This is a genomic window from Gayadomonas joobiniege G7 (assembly GCF_000300815.1).
GTDB classification, from domain to species: domain Bacteria; phylum Pseudomonadota; class Gammaproteobacteria; order Enterobacterales; family Alteromonadaceae; genus Catenovulum; species Catenovulum joobiniege.
This window is the reverse complement of the sequence record NZ_AMRX01000006.1, coordinates 127,216-144,420: the sequence shown is the minus strand read 5'-3', so window position 1 is coordinate 144,420 and position 17,205 is coordinate 127,216. Positions and strand designations below refer to the sequence as shown.

The following is a 17,205-nucleotide window of genomic DNA, read 5'->3' as shown; positions in this document are numbered from 1 at the left end:
CTCTCTATTGTTCCTCTTTGTTATGCTTATGGTACGCGGTTTGCGTCTGTCTCATCTCTCGACTTAGACACAAGATCGCCAAAATGTTCGGTAATGTCATAAACACTATCGTTATTGCTGCCAAATTCCAAATAAAAGTAGTATCTAAAATAGCGGCTAAAAAAAAGCCCAGCACATAACAGCCACGATATAAAACGACTGAGCGGCTGCCAAATAAAAATACCATTGCCCTGTCGCCGTAATAACTCCAAGAAATCGAACTGGAAAAAGCAAATAATAATATACAGATGGCCACTACATATTCACCAAAACCAGTTAACCAACCTTGATTAAAAGCGACCGCTGTCAGTGCCGTTGAATGCAAAAGCGACAACCCTGAGACCTGAACATCACTATCGACTAACTTACCATCGATGATCTGAACTGAGCCTGAATACGGAGCGCCATTATGCGTAATTTGTACTTGTTCAGCAATTGATCGTGCGTTAATTATAGTGACTTTTTCATTTGTTAAAGCGCCGCCGTCAACGTTAAGTTGGCCACTATAAAGTCGAATATCATGGTCATTTTGCTTGTTTAACCATTTTGATAAAGCTTGCTGTTCAGACTTGTTAGGTGATTGATATTGGCCTTCAATGACGTACATATCTGCACGGTCGAATGTATTTAAATGTTTTTGCTGCCAACTCCCAGTTGCTAAAATCACTAAGCCAGTTAGCGTGCATAGAATTAAAGTATCAATAAAAGGCTCTAACAAAGCAACTGCGCCCTCTTCTATTGGTTGTTTAGTGCGCGCGCTGGCGTGAGCGATTGCGGATGACCCCGCCCCTGCTTCATTTGAAAACAGACCACGATTCACACCACGACTAAAGGCATACGCAAAGCTGGCGCCTAAAAAACCACCGGTTGCTGCTGTGCCAGTAAAAGCGCTGGCAAAAACAATCTGCAACGATGGCAAAATATTTTCATAATGACTGACAATTATCAACAGAGAAGCCATCACGTACACACCAGCCATTAAAGGAACAATTTTAGAGGTCACCTGTGCAATGCGTTTGATCCCGCCTAAAATTACAAACCCCAATAAGCTAGCCAATACCAAACCTGTGACATAATTAGGGATCGCAAACGTTGTCTCCATTGCCAAAGCAATATTGTTAATCTGTGGCATTGAACCCGTGCCAAATGAGCTAATGACAACTGCCAGAGCAAAAATCGCCGCGAGCTTAGGTGACTTAAGTCGATCACGCATATAATACATAGGTCCACCAGACACACTGCCATCAGCCAGTCGTTCGCGATATTTATGCGACAGACTAACTTCAACGTATTTTGTTGCCATGCCCAAAAAAGCTGTCACCCACATCCAGAATAAAGCCGCAGGTCCTCCTAAATAGATTGCCAGCGCAACCCCACCTATGTTGCCGGTACCAACCGTCCCAGATAAAGCAGTACTAAGCGCTTGAAAATGGCTAGTTTCACCAGGACCGCTTGAATTTTTGCTGAACAACCTACGGCAGCCGAGCCGAAACAATTTAAACTGTGGAAACGAAAGATAAATGGTGAAAAAGAGCCCGGTGGCTAACAATAGATACGGAAAATACCAGGCACTGCCTAAATATTGATCCAATAATAGTAAAAACTGGTTAATTTCCTGCATATGCGCTCTACCTATTTTTAGGTTTATATTTGCAAATTTTTTTTTATTGCTAGACTATAAATAGTTTGAGTATTTCAGCTGCACTGGTTGAGTATTCATTTTTCTTGCCTGGGGTCAGTCAGTGTCTGAGCATAACATAAAATTACAACAATTAATGACATCAAGATTTAAACTCATTATTTTTATGGTCATCTGCTTATTAACTGTAAGCAGTCCTCTATCTGCCCTTGACAAAGTGTCACTGCAACTACGCTGGTCACATCAGTTCCAATTTGCCGGTTATTATATGGCACTGCACAAAGGTTATTATCAGGCAGCAAAAATAGACGTTAGTTTGATCGAAGGAGGTGCTAACAGCCAAGCCCCTTTAGAGTCAATTTTACAAGGCGATGCGGATTTTGCAGTCAGCAGTTCAGCCGTGGTGATTTACCACATGCAAAAAAAACCTGTTGTTGCACTTGCAGCTATTATGCAGACCTCACCAGTTACATGGATCACATTAAGCGAACGAAAATTGTCAACGCCACACGACCTAATTGGCCGCAATTTACCCATTTTACCGCCACCTGAAAGTGCTGCTTTAATGGCAATTTTTAACCGCGAAGGTATTCAACTTTCAGATATTAACTTTCAGCCTACGCGAGCCACATTAAAAGATTTAATCTCTGGCAAAGTTGATGCTATCAATGGATACATCTCTAATGAACCCTATCGGCTTAAAAACATGGGCTATGAGGTGACCCTGATAGAACCTAAAGATTATGGCGTAAATTTTTATAGTGATGTATTAATTACTCGGCATTCACTCGCCCGCAGTAATCCTAAACTGGTCAAACGTTTTAAACAAGCTTCGTTAAAAGGGTGGCAGTATGCATTGCAAAATATCGATGAAAGTATTCGCCTAATTCAGCAATATTATGCCCCTGAAAAAACCTATCAAGAACTTAAATATGAAGCTCAAACGTTAAAAGCGCTAATTATGCCCGACTTGGTTGAGCTGGGTCATATGAATCCTGGCCGCTGGCAAACAATAGCTGAAAACTATCGGGCACTGGGTATGGCCAAAGGGCAACTCGACCTAAATGGTTTTTTATTCGATGAGCCCAGTCGGTTTGATAATTGGGTGATTCACGTGGGTATTATTTCCGCGGCACTCATTATCATGTTAAGTGTCATTGCGTCTCGGTTTATCTATTTATCAACCAGCTTACGACGGGAAATTAAACGACGTGAATTTGTAGAAAAGCGTTTAATTTCCGTTAACAACGAATTAAAAGCGCAATCGTCGACCGATCCACTGACGCAAATTTACAATCGTCGGGCATTTTTTGAAAAAGCACAAACTTTATTGCACTTTTCCGAACGGAAAGGTTTTAAAACCAGTTTATTTATGTTGGATATTGATCATTTTAAACGCATCAATGATAGGTTTGGCCATCAGGCCGGTGATCAGATTTTAATACAATTCTGCGTCCTGATTAAAAATGAAGTCATCAGAGATCATGATGTGTTTGCCCGCTTAGGAGGTGAAGAATTTTGTATCTTAATGTTAGACTGCTCTCTCAGCGGCGCTGAGCAGTTTGCACAGCGGTTAATTGAGAAGCTATCAACCACTCAACTTAAAGTCGAAGGTAAAGGTTATATCACCATTTCGGCGAGTATCGGCATTAGTGATACCGACTATGGTTTAGAACAAGCGCTCAAACAAGCCGATATCGCTTTGTATCAGGCAAAAGACGCAGGGCGAGCCACTTACACTATCTATGACGCAAATCAGTCTTAAATGTAATTATTAATTTATCTAATGGCGTTAATTCGCTATAGTATCGCCATTCGGCAGCCGTCCAATTATATATAGAGCATGGATAAAATAGATTTAAATCTCATTAGAAAACAAATTACCGAGTTAGACGAAACCTTATTAAAATTACTTGCTCAACGCCGTCAATTAAGTTTGCAGGTCGTCAAAAGTAAAATACAGGATTTAAAACCGGTTCGCGATCACTACCGCGAGAGTTTATTGTTAGAAAATTTAGTCGAAAAAGGTCGCAAACTGGACTTATCAGGTGATTACATTCACCGTGTCTACCGCAATATCATCGAAGACTCAGTCGAACTACAACAAGATTTTTTACTTAAGCTCGATAATCCTAAGTTGAAAAACGGCCAATATAAAATTGCGTATTTAGGCAGCCCGGGGTCATATAGTTACAACGCTGTCGATAAATATTTAACCTCTATCAACGGTGAGTTAATCGATGTTGGTTGCAAAACCTTCGATGAAATTTTTGCCGCGGTCGAAAATAAACAAGCAGAAATAGGCTTATTGCCAATTGAAAATACTTCATCAGGCAGTATTAACGAAGTTTATGATTTATTGCAAACAACGCGCCTAAAGATCATAGACGAAGTGTATATTCCAGTTCGCCACAGCCTATTAGGTAAACCAGGTAGCAAGATTGAAGACATACACACTATATATGCGCACCACCAACCTATTGCCCAATGCAGTGAATTTTTAGCCAGCTTACCAGGCGTCAAGCTTAAAAATATGGATAGTACGTCAAGTGCGCTCGCTTATGTTAGTCAATTAGAGGATCCCAACGTGGCTGTTTTGGGCAGTATAGAAGCAGGTAAAGTTCATCAGCTCACGCCATTGCAAAATAATATTGCGAACCAAAAAATAAACCAAACGCGTTTTATTGTCGTAGCTAAAGAGGGCATTCAGGTACCCTTAGGTTGTGCAGCTAAAACGTCGCTTGTTATTTCTGTCGGTCAGCGCCCTGGTGCACTTGTTGATGCGCTGGCGATTTTAAAAGATCACCAAATAAATATGTGTAAAATCGAGTCTCGACCCATCCAAGGCAAACCTTGGGAAGAGATGTTTTATATTGATGTCACGGAAAACCTGCGTAAAGAAAAATTACAAAATGCTTTACAGGTATTAAAAGCTAATGTTCATCATTATAGTGAATTGGGCTGCTATGTAAGACGTTCAATTCCAGAAGAAGCATAACGGCTAACAGGAGAACACCAGCCGATGAAAACTAAACTTTTAACCGGTTGGCTCGTTTTAAGCTGGTTATCGCTATCCGCGTGTAGCCAGCCAGAAAATACTCATGAAAAAATTATCCGCAGTATTGCTTGGCAACAAGTAGATACCAGCCCTAAACAGCAAATCCGTCGTGTCCCCGGCACCCTCAAGGCTGTAGACAGTGCCCCATTAAGTTTTCAAGTGGGTGGCAAAATAGAAGATATTGATGTCGAAGTGGGTGATACGGTCAAACCCGGTCAAACGCTTGCCGAGCTTGAGCTCAGCCCCTATGAATTAGCGCTGCAAGCTGCAGAGGGTGAGCTAAATAAAGCATTAGCCAGCTACCGCGAAGCACAAGCTGAATATAAGCGATTTCAGCAGTTGTTAGACAAACAGCTGGTTTCTGAATCCCAATACGACAATGCCAAAGCACAAGCAGAAAGTGCTGAATCCAGCGTTTCTGTCGCCCGAACCCAATTAAAAATTGCCCGCAAAGATTTAACCGATGCAACATTAAAGGCCCCCTACGCAGGCCGAATAACAGAACGTTCAGCAGAGCCTTCTCAACAAGTTCAAAGCGGGCAGAATATTTTAAAAATAGAAAGCTTACATGGATTAGAAATTTCTATTCTGGTTCCGGAAACATTGGTAGGCCAGATAGAATATGGTCAAGTGTTTAACTTTAATGCATCCGCCTATCCAGATAAAAAACTGCAGGCAAGAGTCACAGAAATATCCAGTACGGCCAGTCAAGCTAACGCTTTTCCAGTGACCCTAACTTTGTTAGAGCAATTTGAGCCACTAAAAGCCGGTATGTCAGTGGAAGTAGAATTAGTTTATAACCTGACAGACATCACTCAGTCTTCTCGTGGCGAAACGGTTTTAATTCCGGTGAGTAGTATTTTAACCGGCAAAAATAATACCGCTTGGGTTTATATTTATCAAAAAGATAGTCACACACTACGTAAGCAGCAAGTCTCTGTAACAGAAGTTATCGGTAATTACGCGCTCATTGAAAACGGACTCACCCCAGGTGAAATTATTGCAACGGCTGGCGTCTCGTTTTTACAGCACGGCCAACAAGTTCGTCTAATGGAACAAAAAATACAAATTTATAATTAGTAGCTGACATTATGAATATTGCTCTGCAGGCCCACAGGTACCGTAAACCGGTATTAATGATCATCATGATTTTATTGTTGTTCGGACTTTTCAGTTATTACAACTTACCGGCAAGAGAAGACCCTGAAATAACAATACGTGAAGCGATTGTATCGACGGCTTATCCCGGCATGTCAGCTGAACGTGTCGAAAATTTGATCACAAAAAAAATTGAAGAAGAAATACGCCAGATACCACAACTCGAGAGAGTAAGGTCGACCTCGTCTACCGGATTATCATTAATTCATGTTGAAATTGCCGATCGCTATTTTGAGTTAGAAAATATTTGGCAAGATTTACGTAACAAGGTCTCTGCCGCGCGCGCCAAACTACCTGAGGGCACAGGCCCAAGTTTTGTTAATGACGATTTTGGTGATGTGGCAATTATCACCTTAGCATTAACCTCTGATGGTTTTTCAATGGCACAGATGAAAGACATTTCAGAGCACATCAGAGATTCTTTATATGGTGTTGAAGGGACCAACAAAATTGAATTGTTGGGTATTCAACAAGAGCGCATATATATTGAAGTCGCCAATGCCAAGCTGGCTCAACTCGGCATCGCCCCACAGCAGATCGCAGCAGTGTTGCAAAACCAAAATATTATCCGCCCAGGTGGCCGCATTGAAACCGAACACAGGTCCTACACAGTAGAGCCAACCGGTAATTACGACTCTATCGAAACGATAGAAAATACCCTAATCAATATCCCTGGTTTATCACAACCCTTATTGTTAAAAGACATCGCGACAGTCAGCCGTGGCTATATAGACCCGCCAGAAAAAATTGCGTATTACAACGGCGAACGAGCAATCGTATTTGCCATCTCTATGTTAAGTGGCTATAACGTCTTAGAGTATAGTCCGCGCATGAAACGCAAAATTGAAGCTGTGCAAGAGAGCCTTCCAATTGGTTATCAATTAAATATTGCGACCTATCAGGCGGATCAGGTTAACGCAACCGTCGATGGTGTTTCGATCAACGTTTTGCAAACGCTCAGCATCGTTTTGATTGTAGTAATGATTTTTCTGGGCATGCGAACTGGCCTTATCGTGGGCAGTTTAGTTCCAAGTGTGATGCTGATCACCCTAGCCATTATGAACTTTTATGGTTTAAGTTTAGAACGCATGAGTTTAGCCACTTTAATCATTGCGTTAGGCCTTTTAGTCGACAATGCAATTGTTATTGCTGAGGATTTTAAAAGTCGACTCGAACAAGGCATGGATCGAATGCAAGCGCTAAAAACAGGGCCATCTGAGCTCGCGATCCCGTTATTAAGCTCCTCGTTCACGACTATTTTATTTTTTTTACCGCTGATGTTGGCGCAGCACGTCGCTGGAGAGTATACCCGCTCCATTTCTTTGGTCATTTTAATTAGCTTACTCACGAGCTGGGTTTTAGCACTGACTTTGACTCCGATTTTGTGTTTTTATTTTTTAAAAGCGGATAACTCAGGCAACGCTGATTCAGCGCTTAATAAATTACAAAGTTTCTATCCCAATATTTTAAAATTTAGCTTACGACATAAAAAAACGACTTTGGCTGTCTCATTTATTGCACTGTTAATCTCTGTCGGTGCTATGAGCTTAGTTAAACAGCAATTTTTTCCTGATTCAGATCGCACCCAAGTCCTCGTTTATTTTGACTTAGAGCCTAGCGCAACCGGTAACGTGACTCAGCGCTCGTTAGAATCTGTTTTTGCATGGTTAGAGGGCAACCCAGACTTTGCTTCGGTTGAGTCATATGCAGCCTATGTGGGCTTTGGTGGGCCTAGGTTTGTACTTTCTTTAACACCGATTGACCCAGCCGCCCATAAAGGTTTTATGGTATTAAACGTAGACAAATTGGCGAACATGGATTCTGTTATCCAAGCGCTTCAGGTTGGCTTAAACGGGCAGTTTCCGCAACTTAGGGCACGCGTAAAACGCATGTTTTTAGGCCCATCGGACGCTTCAGAGATCAAAATTCAAGTCAAAGGCCCTGACTCAGAAGTGATATATCAAAAAGCGCAGGAAATAAAACAACTATTAGGCAGTGTTGAAAATACCATTGATATCCGTGATGATTGGGAAAGCCGAGTCACTGCCATTCAAGTAGAAGTTGACCAGCAACGTGCGAGGCGAGCTGGAGTGACGTCAAATGATATTGCCCAGACGTTAGCCGCCTATTTTAGTGGCGCACAGGTTACTGAGTTTCGGCAGCAAGATACCATTATCCCAGTGATTTACCGCGCGACTGAAGCTGAGCGTACGAATATAGACAGGTTACGTACAACCAGTGTTTATGCATCAAAACAAAACACTTATGTTCCTCTGATGCAAATAGCAGACTTTTCGAGCGAAAGTCACTTTTCACAAATTCATCGAGAAAACTTATTCAAAACCGTTTCGATTGAAGCACGTAATTTAAGTATCACGGCGGAAGATCTGAAATCAGTCATTGATGAAGAACTGCAATCTTTAGCAGCCGACTTGCCGGCCAACCACTGGGTTGAATATGATGGTGTGATAGAAGAGTCTGCCGAAGCCCAACAAGCACTTGCTGCAAATATGCCTTTGGTATTGGCGGGTGTACTCGTATTATTGGTCATCCAATTTAATTCATTCCGTCGTCCGTTAATTATAGTGATCACGATACCACTTGCTTTTATTGGCGCTGTTGTGGGTTTATTAGTGATGCAAGCTCCTTTTGGTTTTATGGTCTCGCTGGGATTATATAGTTTAGCGGGTATTATTATTAATAATGCAATCGTATTAATAGACCGAATAGATATCTTACGTAAACAAGGAGAGGACATACATAGCGCTGTTTATAATGCCTGTTTAAGCCGTTTACGACCAGTCTGTATGACCACTGTCACAACAGTCTTAGGACTACTGCCGCTAATCATCGCACACGACCCACTATTTTATGGCTTAGCGAGCGTTTTAGCGTTTGGCTTGGGCATAGGCACCTTGCTCACCCTCTGCGTAGTGCCTGCCGTTTATTTACTACTTTTTAAAGCCGATACAAATCAAGGTGCAAGCGCGTAAGTGACTTGCACTGTCGCGGTCAACTGACTTTGTCCAGGTTGGCTGACCCCGCCATCTGCCATCATCATTTTAGCTTCAACTGGATAATGATTGCGCCCGCCTTGTTCAATAATTTCTATGACAGATCCCAACTCCCTGCCACTGCTTTTAGCTAAACGAAGTGCCTTCTGTTGGGCTTGCTGCACAGCTTTTTCAAGTGCTGTCAAATATAGATTCTGGCTGTTAGAAACGTGACTACGAATATCACCGACTCGAGTGACCCCAAGTTTTAACGATTTATCAATCACGCGGTCAAAAATCGCCCAATCTCGAATTTCTAACTCTATCGTCCGGCTAACCCGAAAACCTGATTGAACTCTCTCCTTTTCTATCTGTTTATAAACTGGATAGATATTGATTTGGTAGCTGCTAATATCCTGCTCTGCAACACCCGCTTGGGATAACATATCAAGCAAATTCTGACTTGCTTCATCTACTTTTTGTTTTGCGGCTGAAACTTCCTCATCTTCCTGTTCAATATACAAATTAACGCTTATTCTGTCGGCCACTGCATAAGCTGCCGCTGATGCTTGCACTATGATACGCTCGGCTGATTGAGCGGTATGTTGCTCAGCCTGCAGCGGTACAGACGACAGCCAGAACAAACTGGCTACTAATGCGATCTTTTTCATTCTCTATCCTTAATTGACATAAACTCTGTTCATTAGAGGCAGAAGTCTGGTATGGGTTCCATTACGGACGAAACTCAGGTTTTAATCGAACGTATAGCGTTCTTTGGACCTCTGCAACTATTTGCCCTTTTTTATCACAGACTCTGAGCACAAACTTAGGGAAGTACTTTTCACCATTCGCAGTATGGGTTTTAATCGTTTGAATATCAGTGTCTGTTAATCTGGCTTCAACTGATAAACAACTATAACCAGGCGCGATGAAATTTACATCGGCAAATTTGTCCCAAACATAGTATTTCTCTCCGAGTGCCCCTATCAATAATATACTGTAGAGCGGATCTGTCATGCTCATGATACTGCCGCCAAACTGACTCCTATTAACATTTAAGTTGATTCGCCAATGTTTTAGCTCGGCTTTTAAATATCGATAATCTTTTTGCAGTTGAATAATGCGGATACCCGCAAATAAAAAAGGTGGCCAAATATTCATTCCAAAACGAATTAAGCCCGGTTTTTTAAATAGTTTTTGCATATCTGCCATTTTAAGTTTTAAATTAGGGCTATCATCATTATAATCTAGCCAAATTTATTAAGTATGCGAAATTATGTCTGAGCAAAATACTGAATTAAAAAAAGCAGGTCTTAAAGTGACACTGCCGAGAATAAAAATTCTCGAAATCCTTCAGCAACCAGAGAATCAGCATATCAGTGCTGAAGATCTTTACAAACTTTTATTAGATTTAGGTGAAGAGATAGGTTTAGCCACTGTATATCGAGTGTTAAACCAATTTGACGATGCGGGTATTGTCAACCGCCATCACTTTGAAGGTGGGAAATCTGTTTTTGAACTAAGTCAGAAAAAACATCATGATCACCTAGTTTGTTTAAAGTGTGGCAAAGTCGTTGAGTTTATTGACGATGTTATCGAAGATCGCCAAGAATCTGTTGCCAAAGAACATGGCATGCGACTGACCAACCACAGTTTATATTTATATGGTTATTGTCAGGACGATAGCGAGTGTGGCAATAACGACTAAGCTTGAATAGCTTTTTTGCTTTGAGTTTTCCGCAACGGATAATTCAAACAAACATAATGAAGTGAAAAAGCAGGTTTTGCCCGCTTTTTTACTCTAACCCGAGTTTGGCTAAATCTTCTTTTACCAATTCCAACGGAAGTGGTATGTAACCATCTTTCTGCACAATGAACTGACCTTGATAAGATAATACCATTTTAATAAATTCGGCCACTAATGGATCTAGCGCTTGGCCTGGCTTTTTGTTTACATATAAATATAAAAAGCGTGCTAACGGGTAACGACCATTAATCGCATTATCCATAGTGGCAGCAATATAATCATCCCCCGACTGAGCCAGAGGCAATACACGGACGCCCGAAGTTCGGTAACCTATTCCTGAATAACCAATTGAATTGAGTGATGTTGATACCGACTGTACCACTGAGGCAGAACCAGGTTGTTCATTCACATTATTTCTAAAGTCACCACGACATAGCGCTGATAATTTAAAATACCCGTAGGTGCCGCTCACCGAATTACGGCCAAATATCTGAATGTCTCTTTTTTCCCAATCTCCACTCAAGCCAAGCTCCCCCCAGTGGCGGGCTGAACGATTCGCACCACATTTTAGCGTAGACGAAAAAATAGCATCGACTTGTTTTATCGTAAGCCCTTTAATCGGGTTGTCTTTATTAACAAATACGGATAATGCATCAATTGCGACGCGGATCGCAATCGGACGATAGCCAAAACGATGGTAAAAAGCTTGTAACTCTTTATCTTTCATTTTTCGGCTCATCGGCCCAAGTTGTGCTGTGCCTTCGGTAAGTGCCGGCGGGGCTGTTGATGAGCCGGCCGTTTGCAATTGCATTACCACGTTGGGGTGATCTTGATTAAACCGCTCTGCCCAAAAGGCCATCAGATTGGCCAAACTATCAGATCCGACGGAAGATAGCTTGCCCGAAACTAGCCTGTCAGCTTGGTATTGAGGTAAACGTGTATCTAATTCATAAGCCTTTACCGGCCACAATAGTATTTGCAGTGCCAAGATACCTAAAAAAGCGAAACGGCTCGTCATTTAAATCCCACTTACGGTTTTGAAATCCGCTATGGTATTACAGATACATGACAAAAGCATGACAGGTCATTAAAATTAATGCGCCAGATGACAAGTTTAACGATATAAAAACTGCAACTTAACCTTTCGGTTTAAGCATGGCTTCGATTTGTTCAGTACTGCTATGCCGAACATCTTTACCTTTAATCAAATAGATAACATGTTCACTAATATTTTGGCAACGGTCTCCAATTCGCTCTAATGAGCGAGTCGACCAAACCACATCCATAATCCTTGGGATAGCACGGGGGTCTTCCATCATGTGGGTCATCAGCTGGCGGGTAATGGCTTCGTACGCCACATCAATTTTTTTATCTTGTTTATAAACTTCATAAGCCGCCAAACTATCCATTCGAGCTAGGGAATCCAGCGCACCTTTAAACATTTTCAGCACTTGTTGACCCATATGATCCAGATCAACTAAAAATCTCTGTTCAGAGTTATTGAATTGCTCTAAAGCAGCTTTAACTAAACGACAGGTTTCATCACCAATGCGCTCTAAATCGGCAATAATTTTAACTATCGCCAAAACAATACGTAAATCAATCGCCGCCGGTTGACGTTTAGCAATCAAGCGAGCACATTCTTGATCTATCATAATCTCATAGGCATTAATTTTATAATCTTCCTGAATGACCTTATGAGCGAGCTTTTCGTCTTCATTGCTAATTGCCTGTAACGCTTGGTTTAATTGTTTTTCAACAATCCCTCCCATATCCAGCACATGGGAAACCATACTTTCGAGTTCGCGCCCAAACTGTCCAGAAATATGATTATCAATTTTAAGATCCATAATGCCTCAATTTAAACAAATATAATCTACACGATTAGCCATAACGTCCAGTAATATAATCTTCGGTTTTTTTCTTGCTTGGCGTGGTAAACAGTTGGTTGGTATCTGTATACTCTATCAGCTCACCCATGAACATAAAAGCTGTGTAATCAGAAACGCGTGCTGCTTGCTGCATATTATGGGTGACTATGACCACTGTATAAGTAGATTTTAGTTCATTTATTAATTCTTCGATAGTTAAAGTGCTTATCGGATCTAACGCTGAGGTCGGTTCGTCTAATAATAAAACGCTCGGTTCTACCGCAATGGCGCGTGCTATGACTAATCTCTGTTGTTGGCCACCAGATAAATTGAGCGCGCTTTCATCTAATCTGTCTTTTACCTCATCCCATAAAGCCGCTTTGCGCAACGCATCTTCGGCGGCACTGTCTAAACGCCGTTTATTATTGACCCCTCTGACCCGCAAGCCATAAATGACGTTTTCAAAAATACTCTTGGGAAATGGGTTTGGACTTTGAAACACCATGCCGATCATACGCCTAAGCGTTGCCACATCTACATTTGGCTGCATTATATTTTGACCAGCAAACAAAATCTCACCTTGCGTGCGACAATCTGGCAACAAATCATTCATGCGATTAATACTTCGTAACAAGGTTGATTTACCGCATCCTGACGGCCCTATGAGGGCGGTCACCTTATTTTTAGGAATTTTCATATTAATATCGAATAAGGCTTGCTGTTGACCGTAAAATAAACAATAGTTGTTGATGGCAAGTTCGGTTTCTGTATCGCTCAATTCATCTGGTGCAGTTAGATAACTGGCGCTTTGCATACTAGGAGAAAATGAAATCACTAAACCTCACCTTAATTAACGCTTAGTATAATGATATTTATAATTTAGGCGGTTACGTAAAGACACCGCAGCTAAATTTAAAAATACCACAATCAATATTAATAAAAAGGCCGTCGCAAACACCATTGGCCGGACCGCTTCTATTTGGCTACTTTGAAAGCCCAAGTCATAAATATGAAAACCTAAATGCATAAACTGGCGATCTAAATGCAGGTAAGGGAACACATTGTCTAGCGGCAATGTAGGGGCCATTTTAACGACCCCAACTAACATCAGAGGTGCAACTTCCCCCGCTGCCCGCGCAACAGCCAGGATAAGCCCAGTCATTATTGCCGGACTCGCCATTGGCAAAATCACACGCCAGATAGTTTCTGAGCGGTTTGCCCCCAGTGCGTAACTGCCTTCACGTATTGATACCGGAATACGGCTTAAACCTTCTTCTGTCGTGACTATTACAATGGGTAAGGTCAAAATAGCCAAAGTTAAAGCGGACCATAAAATTCCGGGTGAGCCAAACGTTGGTGATGGCAGTTGCTCGGAGAAAAATATCTCATCTATACCCGTTCCGACAAAATATACAAAAAAGCCCAAACCAAACACGCCATAAACAATTGATGGCACCCCTGCAAGGTTGATAACGGCTATTCTTATTATTCGAGTGAGCCAATTATTGCCGGCATACTCATGTAAATAAATTGCAGCGATCACGCCCATTGGCGCTACCAATAACGACATTAAAAGAACCATTAACACAGTGCCGAAAATAGCTGGAAATACCCCACCACGCGTATTAGCCTCACGCGGATAATCGCTAACAAAGTCAATGAAACGCTGCACAAAAAACTTGCTTTTTTGCCAAAAATTCATCTGGTTTGGCCAATAAAGTGTCGCTAATTCTTGAGCTTTAATTTCTACTTGTTGGCCATATATGTTTGTTACCAACAAATTCTTTTGCTGCATTTTTTGCTGCAAGGCGCTGATCTCGGCTTCAACGTCTGCAAGTGAATCGCGTATTGACGGCAAATCCGGACCCGCTTGGTCGACTTGATCCAATAAACGGCTCAGTTTGCCCCGCCTGAGCTCTGCGACTCTGTCTTGCAACTGATTAATTTGTTCAAGCTTGGCCAGAAGTTTAGCCTGAGACGTCTGATAAGCATAAACAAAAAGTGGACTCGCATTTAACCGCTCTACAACCATAATATCTTTATCCAAGCGCATGCTTTTTATTTCGTTAAGTTCAATCCAAAGATATTTAGAACGCGCTAAGTTCGATGTGGTATGCCGTAATAAAATGCGCTGTGCGGCAGATTCTCGGTCATTTAAGGCTTGATAGCTGTCTTCCTGCGCCAATATTTGACCGACATATTGACTCTGCCCTGCAATTGGCTGCTGTAAAACAATCGTCTGAACGGGTGACGGTAAAAAATAACTTAAACCTCGAGCAGAAATCATGCCCACCAAAATAAAAACAGTCAGTAGACAAATACTGACCGCTGCTGCTGTTAACCACACGCCTGGCACCATTTTTTGGAGTGATTTATTTACAACCAATTGATGCTTCATAGGCGACTGTACCTCTGCCGTAAATGATGACGCACCAGGTCGGCCAACGTATTAAAGAAAAATGAAAAGACCAGCAATACTAGCGCAGATAAAAATAAAATGCGGTAATGACTACTATCTGAATCGGCTTCAGGCAACTCGATCGCTATGTTAGCCGCTAAAGTACGCATTCCTTCCAAAATAGACCAATCCATAATTGGGGTATTACCAGTTGCCATCAGTACTATCATAGTTTCACCCACAGCTCTGCTAAACCCTAACATCATAGCCGAAAAAATTCCCGGACTTGCAATCAATAAAACAACACGACACATGGTCTGCCAACGGGTTGCCCCTAAGGCTAACGAGGCTTCGGTAAAGCGTTTAGGTACTGCATAAATAGCATCTTCGGCAATGGTGAACACCGTAGGGATCACGGCAAAACCCATTGCAATAGCAACCACAAGTGCATTTCTCTGCTCATAATCCCAACCTAATTCAGTATTGATAAATAGCCGTACATTGCCGTTAAACAGCCAAACGTTAAACTGCTCCGCTGTAGCAAATACTAAACAAGAAAATACCATCAATACTGGCATAAGCAGCAGCACTGGGCTAATTAGTTGAATCTTGGTAGGTAAAAGATGTTTTATTTTAAACCAAACGGCCGCAGCGGATAACACCACCAAAGGGGCTAAAAAAAACAAGAGTATTAAGCTAAACAAATAAGATTCTATCAAGGGGGCTAACCACAAACCGGCCATAAAACCTAAGATCACTGTTGGCAAGGCTTCCATGGTTTCAATGACAGGTTTTACTTTTGCCCGCATGGTGCTCGACATAAAAAAAGCGGTATAAATTGCGGCCGCTATCGCTAGCGGAATAGAAAACAACATACCATAGAGGGCCGATTTAACAGTACCAAGGGTCAGCGGCATTAAACTAAACTTGGCTTCAAACTCATCTGAGTATGCGCCTGACTGCCAAACATAATCAGGCTCGGGGTAATTTTCATACCAGATCTTTTGCCATAATGAAGTAAAATTGACTTCCGGATGAGGGTTGTCGATTTGATATACAAATACCCGTTCTGAACTGCTTAAAACCAGCTTACGACCGGTAAAGCTAAAGTCGGCTTCACTGATCTCTGTTTTACTAGGTATATCAGTGAGGTGAACTTCGGCCAGCAGATTTTCACTGGTGCTATGGAAGAGCTTGAGTGTGGGTGTTTGCAACGCTGAAAAAACGGCAAACACACGGCGAAAATGCTCGGTAAAGATAAGGCTATTTTGCAAACTGTCAAACGCTCGTACCTGCACATAAGCCCGTCCGTTTGCATTGTTCGCCTCAAACCATTGCTCAACTTTACCTGGATATTGCAATAATAAAGAGCTTGCGCCTGGCAGCAGCAGACTGGCTTTTGGCTCCGCCGTTAGTGGCGCACTCGCAATTAGCTTGATGTTTGCTAAATCTAAACTGTCAAAAACCAAAATTTGTTTTAATGTGACTACAAAAATCCGTGCTGCGTGGGAACCTACGTGAATCGCTTGTATCTCAGCTTGTTTGGGTATCACTAAGTTTTGCTCTAGTTTGTCCCAATTATCCTGTTCTGACAATAAATGTTGTTTTAAGCGATATGCTACGGTTTTAATAGTGTTTTTATGTTGCCATGCGAACAAAACTTGATCTTTTGCTTCATTCACCGTGAAAGATATGTGATCTAAAGCCTCCGACTCAGTCGTTAATTGCTCAAAAGATGCCAGCTCTTTCAGCTCTATTTGATGACTATCTGGTGTTATCACTTGATATATAGTCAACTGCTGCTCAGCCGTTAACGCAGCAATTAGATTTTTGTTATTTTCTGCAACAATTAAGCGACTATCAGACGCAAATTGCTCAATTTTGTTTTCAGCAACTAAGCGACCACTCGCTACCTCATAAGCTTTTAACTCGCCACTTTTATTTAATAACCAAATATGATTTTCCTGCTGATAAAAGCCACTGCTGATAATTTGGCCAAGATCATTGCTTATACTTGTTTTAAACTCTACTTCAACGGGCTCAAAAACCGGTTTAACGACATAAAAAAGATAACAAAATAAAACCAACAGCGTCAGCAACACAGAAACCCCACCTAAGGTCACTATGATATATAAAAGTTTATCTTTTATTTGCCGCCAGTTTAAAGCGGAACTATTAAGGTGTTTATTTTGCATAGAAAGTAGATGCGAACACTAACGAAGAACAAGCATAGCTGTCAGTGTATATTAAATGTTAAAAAACGCCACTCTCGAGCAGCGTTTTTGATGGTTATCTCAGTACT

General features: G+C 41.6%; 13 protein-coding genes. 5 read left to right on the top strand and 8 right to left on the bottom strand.

Annotated elements, in window-relative coordinates; genetic code table 11:
- Positions 1-4: 4 nt before the first annotated feature.
- Entirely contained in the window at positions 5-1,660 is a 1,656-nt protein-coding gene (locus C727_RS0107745) for an alanine/glycine:cation symporter family protein (protein WP_017445057.1), read from the bottom strand.
- A 121-nt stretch (positions 1,661-1,781) separates the two neighbouring features.
- Between C727_RS0107745 and C727_RS0107740 the strand changes: the two genes are divergently transcribed.
- The 4 genes from C727_RS0107740 (at position 1,782) to C727_RS0107725 (ending at position 8,887) form a co-directional block, all read left to right on the top strand.
- Positions 1,782-3,443, top strand: coding sequence for a GGDEF domain-containing protein (locus C727_RS0107740; RefSeq protein ID WP_017445056.1), 1,662 nt, complete (start codon positions 1,782-1,784; stop codon positions 3,441-3,443).
- Positions 3,444-3,521: 78 nt separating this feature from the next.
- Positions 3,522-4,676 (top strand): chorismate mutase, encoded by a 1,155-nt coding sequence (locus C727_RS0107735; protein ID WP_017445055.1) that lies wholly within the window; start codon positions 3,522-3,524, stop codon positions 4,674-4,676.
- Between the two features lie 24 nt (positions 4,677-4,700).
- Complete coding sequence (locus C727_RS0107730; protein WP_017445054.1) at positions 4,701-5,816, top strand: efflux RND transporter periplasmic adaptor subunit; 1,116 nt, start codon at positions 4,701-4,703, stop codon at positions 5,814-5,816.
- A gap of 11 nt (positions 5,817-5,827) precedes the next feature.
- On the top strand, positions 5,828-8,887 hold the full coding sequence (locus C727_RS0107725) for an efflux RND transporter permease subunit (RefSeq protein WP_017445053.1): 3,060 nt from the start codon (positions 5,828-5,830) through the stop codon (positions 8,885-8,887).
- Here the strand turns inward: C727_RS0107725 and C727_RS19015 are convergent.
- Together C727_RS19015 and C727_RS0107715 are read right to left on the bottom strand one after the other, a co-directional pair.
- Entirely contained in the window at positions 8,869-9,558 is a 690-nt protein-coding gene (locus tag C727_RS19015; protein WP_017445052.1) for an SIMPL domain-containing protein, read from the bottom strand. The two genes, C727_RS0107725 and C727_RS19015, sit on opposite strands and share 19 nt — an antisense overlap.
- Positions 9,559-9,619: 61 nt before the next feature.
- The gene (locus tag C727_RS0107715; protein WP_026052616.1) at positions 9,620-10,090 is read right to left on the bottom strand and encodes a DUF4442 domain-containing protein; all 471 of its coding nucleotides are present in this window, start codon (positions 10,088-10,090) and stop codon (positions 9,620-9,622) included.
- A gap of 73 nt (positions 10,091-10,163) precedes the next feature.
- Here C727_RS0107715 and fur point away from each other — a divergent pair, with 73 nt between their 5' ends.
- Positions 10,164-10,595, top strand: coding sequence for a ferric iron uptake transcriptional regulator (gene fur / locus C727_RS0107710; RefSeq protein ID WP_017445050.1), 432 nt, complete (start codon positions 10,164-10,166; stop codon positions 10,593-10,595).
- Positions 10,596-10,683: 88 nt separating this feature from the next.
- Here fur and C727_RS0107705 read toward each other — a convergent pair whose 3' ends face one another.
- From C727_RS0107705 to C727_RS0107685, 5 genes are all read right to left on the bottom strand, one after another.
- Positions 10,684-11,652, bottom strand: coding sequence for a PstS family phosphate ABC transporter substrate-binding protein (locus tag C727_RS0107705; RefSeq protein WP_017445049.1), 969 nt, complete (start codon positions 11,650-11,652; stop codon positions 10,684-10,686).
- Positions 11,653-11,770: 118 nt separating this feature from the next.
- Entirely contained in the window at positions 11,771-12,484 is a 714-nt protein-coding gene (gene phoU, locus C727_RS0107700; protein ID WP_017445048.1) for a phosphate signaling complex protein PhoU, read from the bottom strand.
- 34 nt (positions 12,485-12,518) lie between these two features.
- Complete coding sequence (pstB, locus tag C727_RS0107695; RefSeq protein ID WP_026052614.1) at positions 12,519-13,340, bottom strand: phosphate ABC transporter ATP-binding protein PstB; 822 nt, start codon at positions 13,338-13,340, stop codon at positions 12,519-12,521.
- A gap of 15 nt (positions 13,341-13,355) precedes the next feature.
- A complete protein-coding gene (gene pstA / locus C727_RS0107690; protein ID WP_017445046.1) occupies positions 13,356-14,903 on the bottom strand; it encodes a phosphate ABC transporter permease PstA in 1,548 nt (515 codons plus the stop codon).
- Positions 14,900-17,098 (bottom strand): ABC transporter permease subunit, encoded by a 2,199-nt coding sequence (locus C727_RS0107685; protein ID WP_017445045.1) that lies wholly within the window; start codon positions 17,096-17,098, stop codon positions 14,900-14,902. Before C727_RS0107685 ends, pstA begins: the two co-directional genes overlap by 4 nt.
- Between the last annotated feature and the right edge of the window lie 107 nt (positions 17,099-17,205).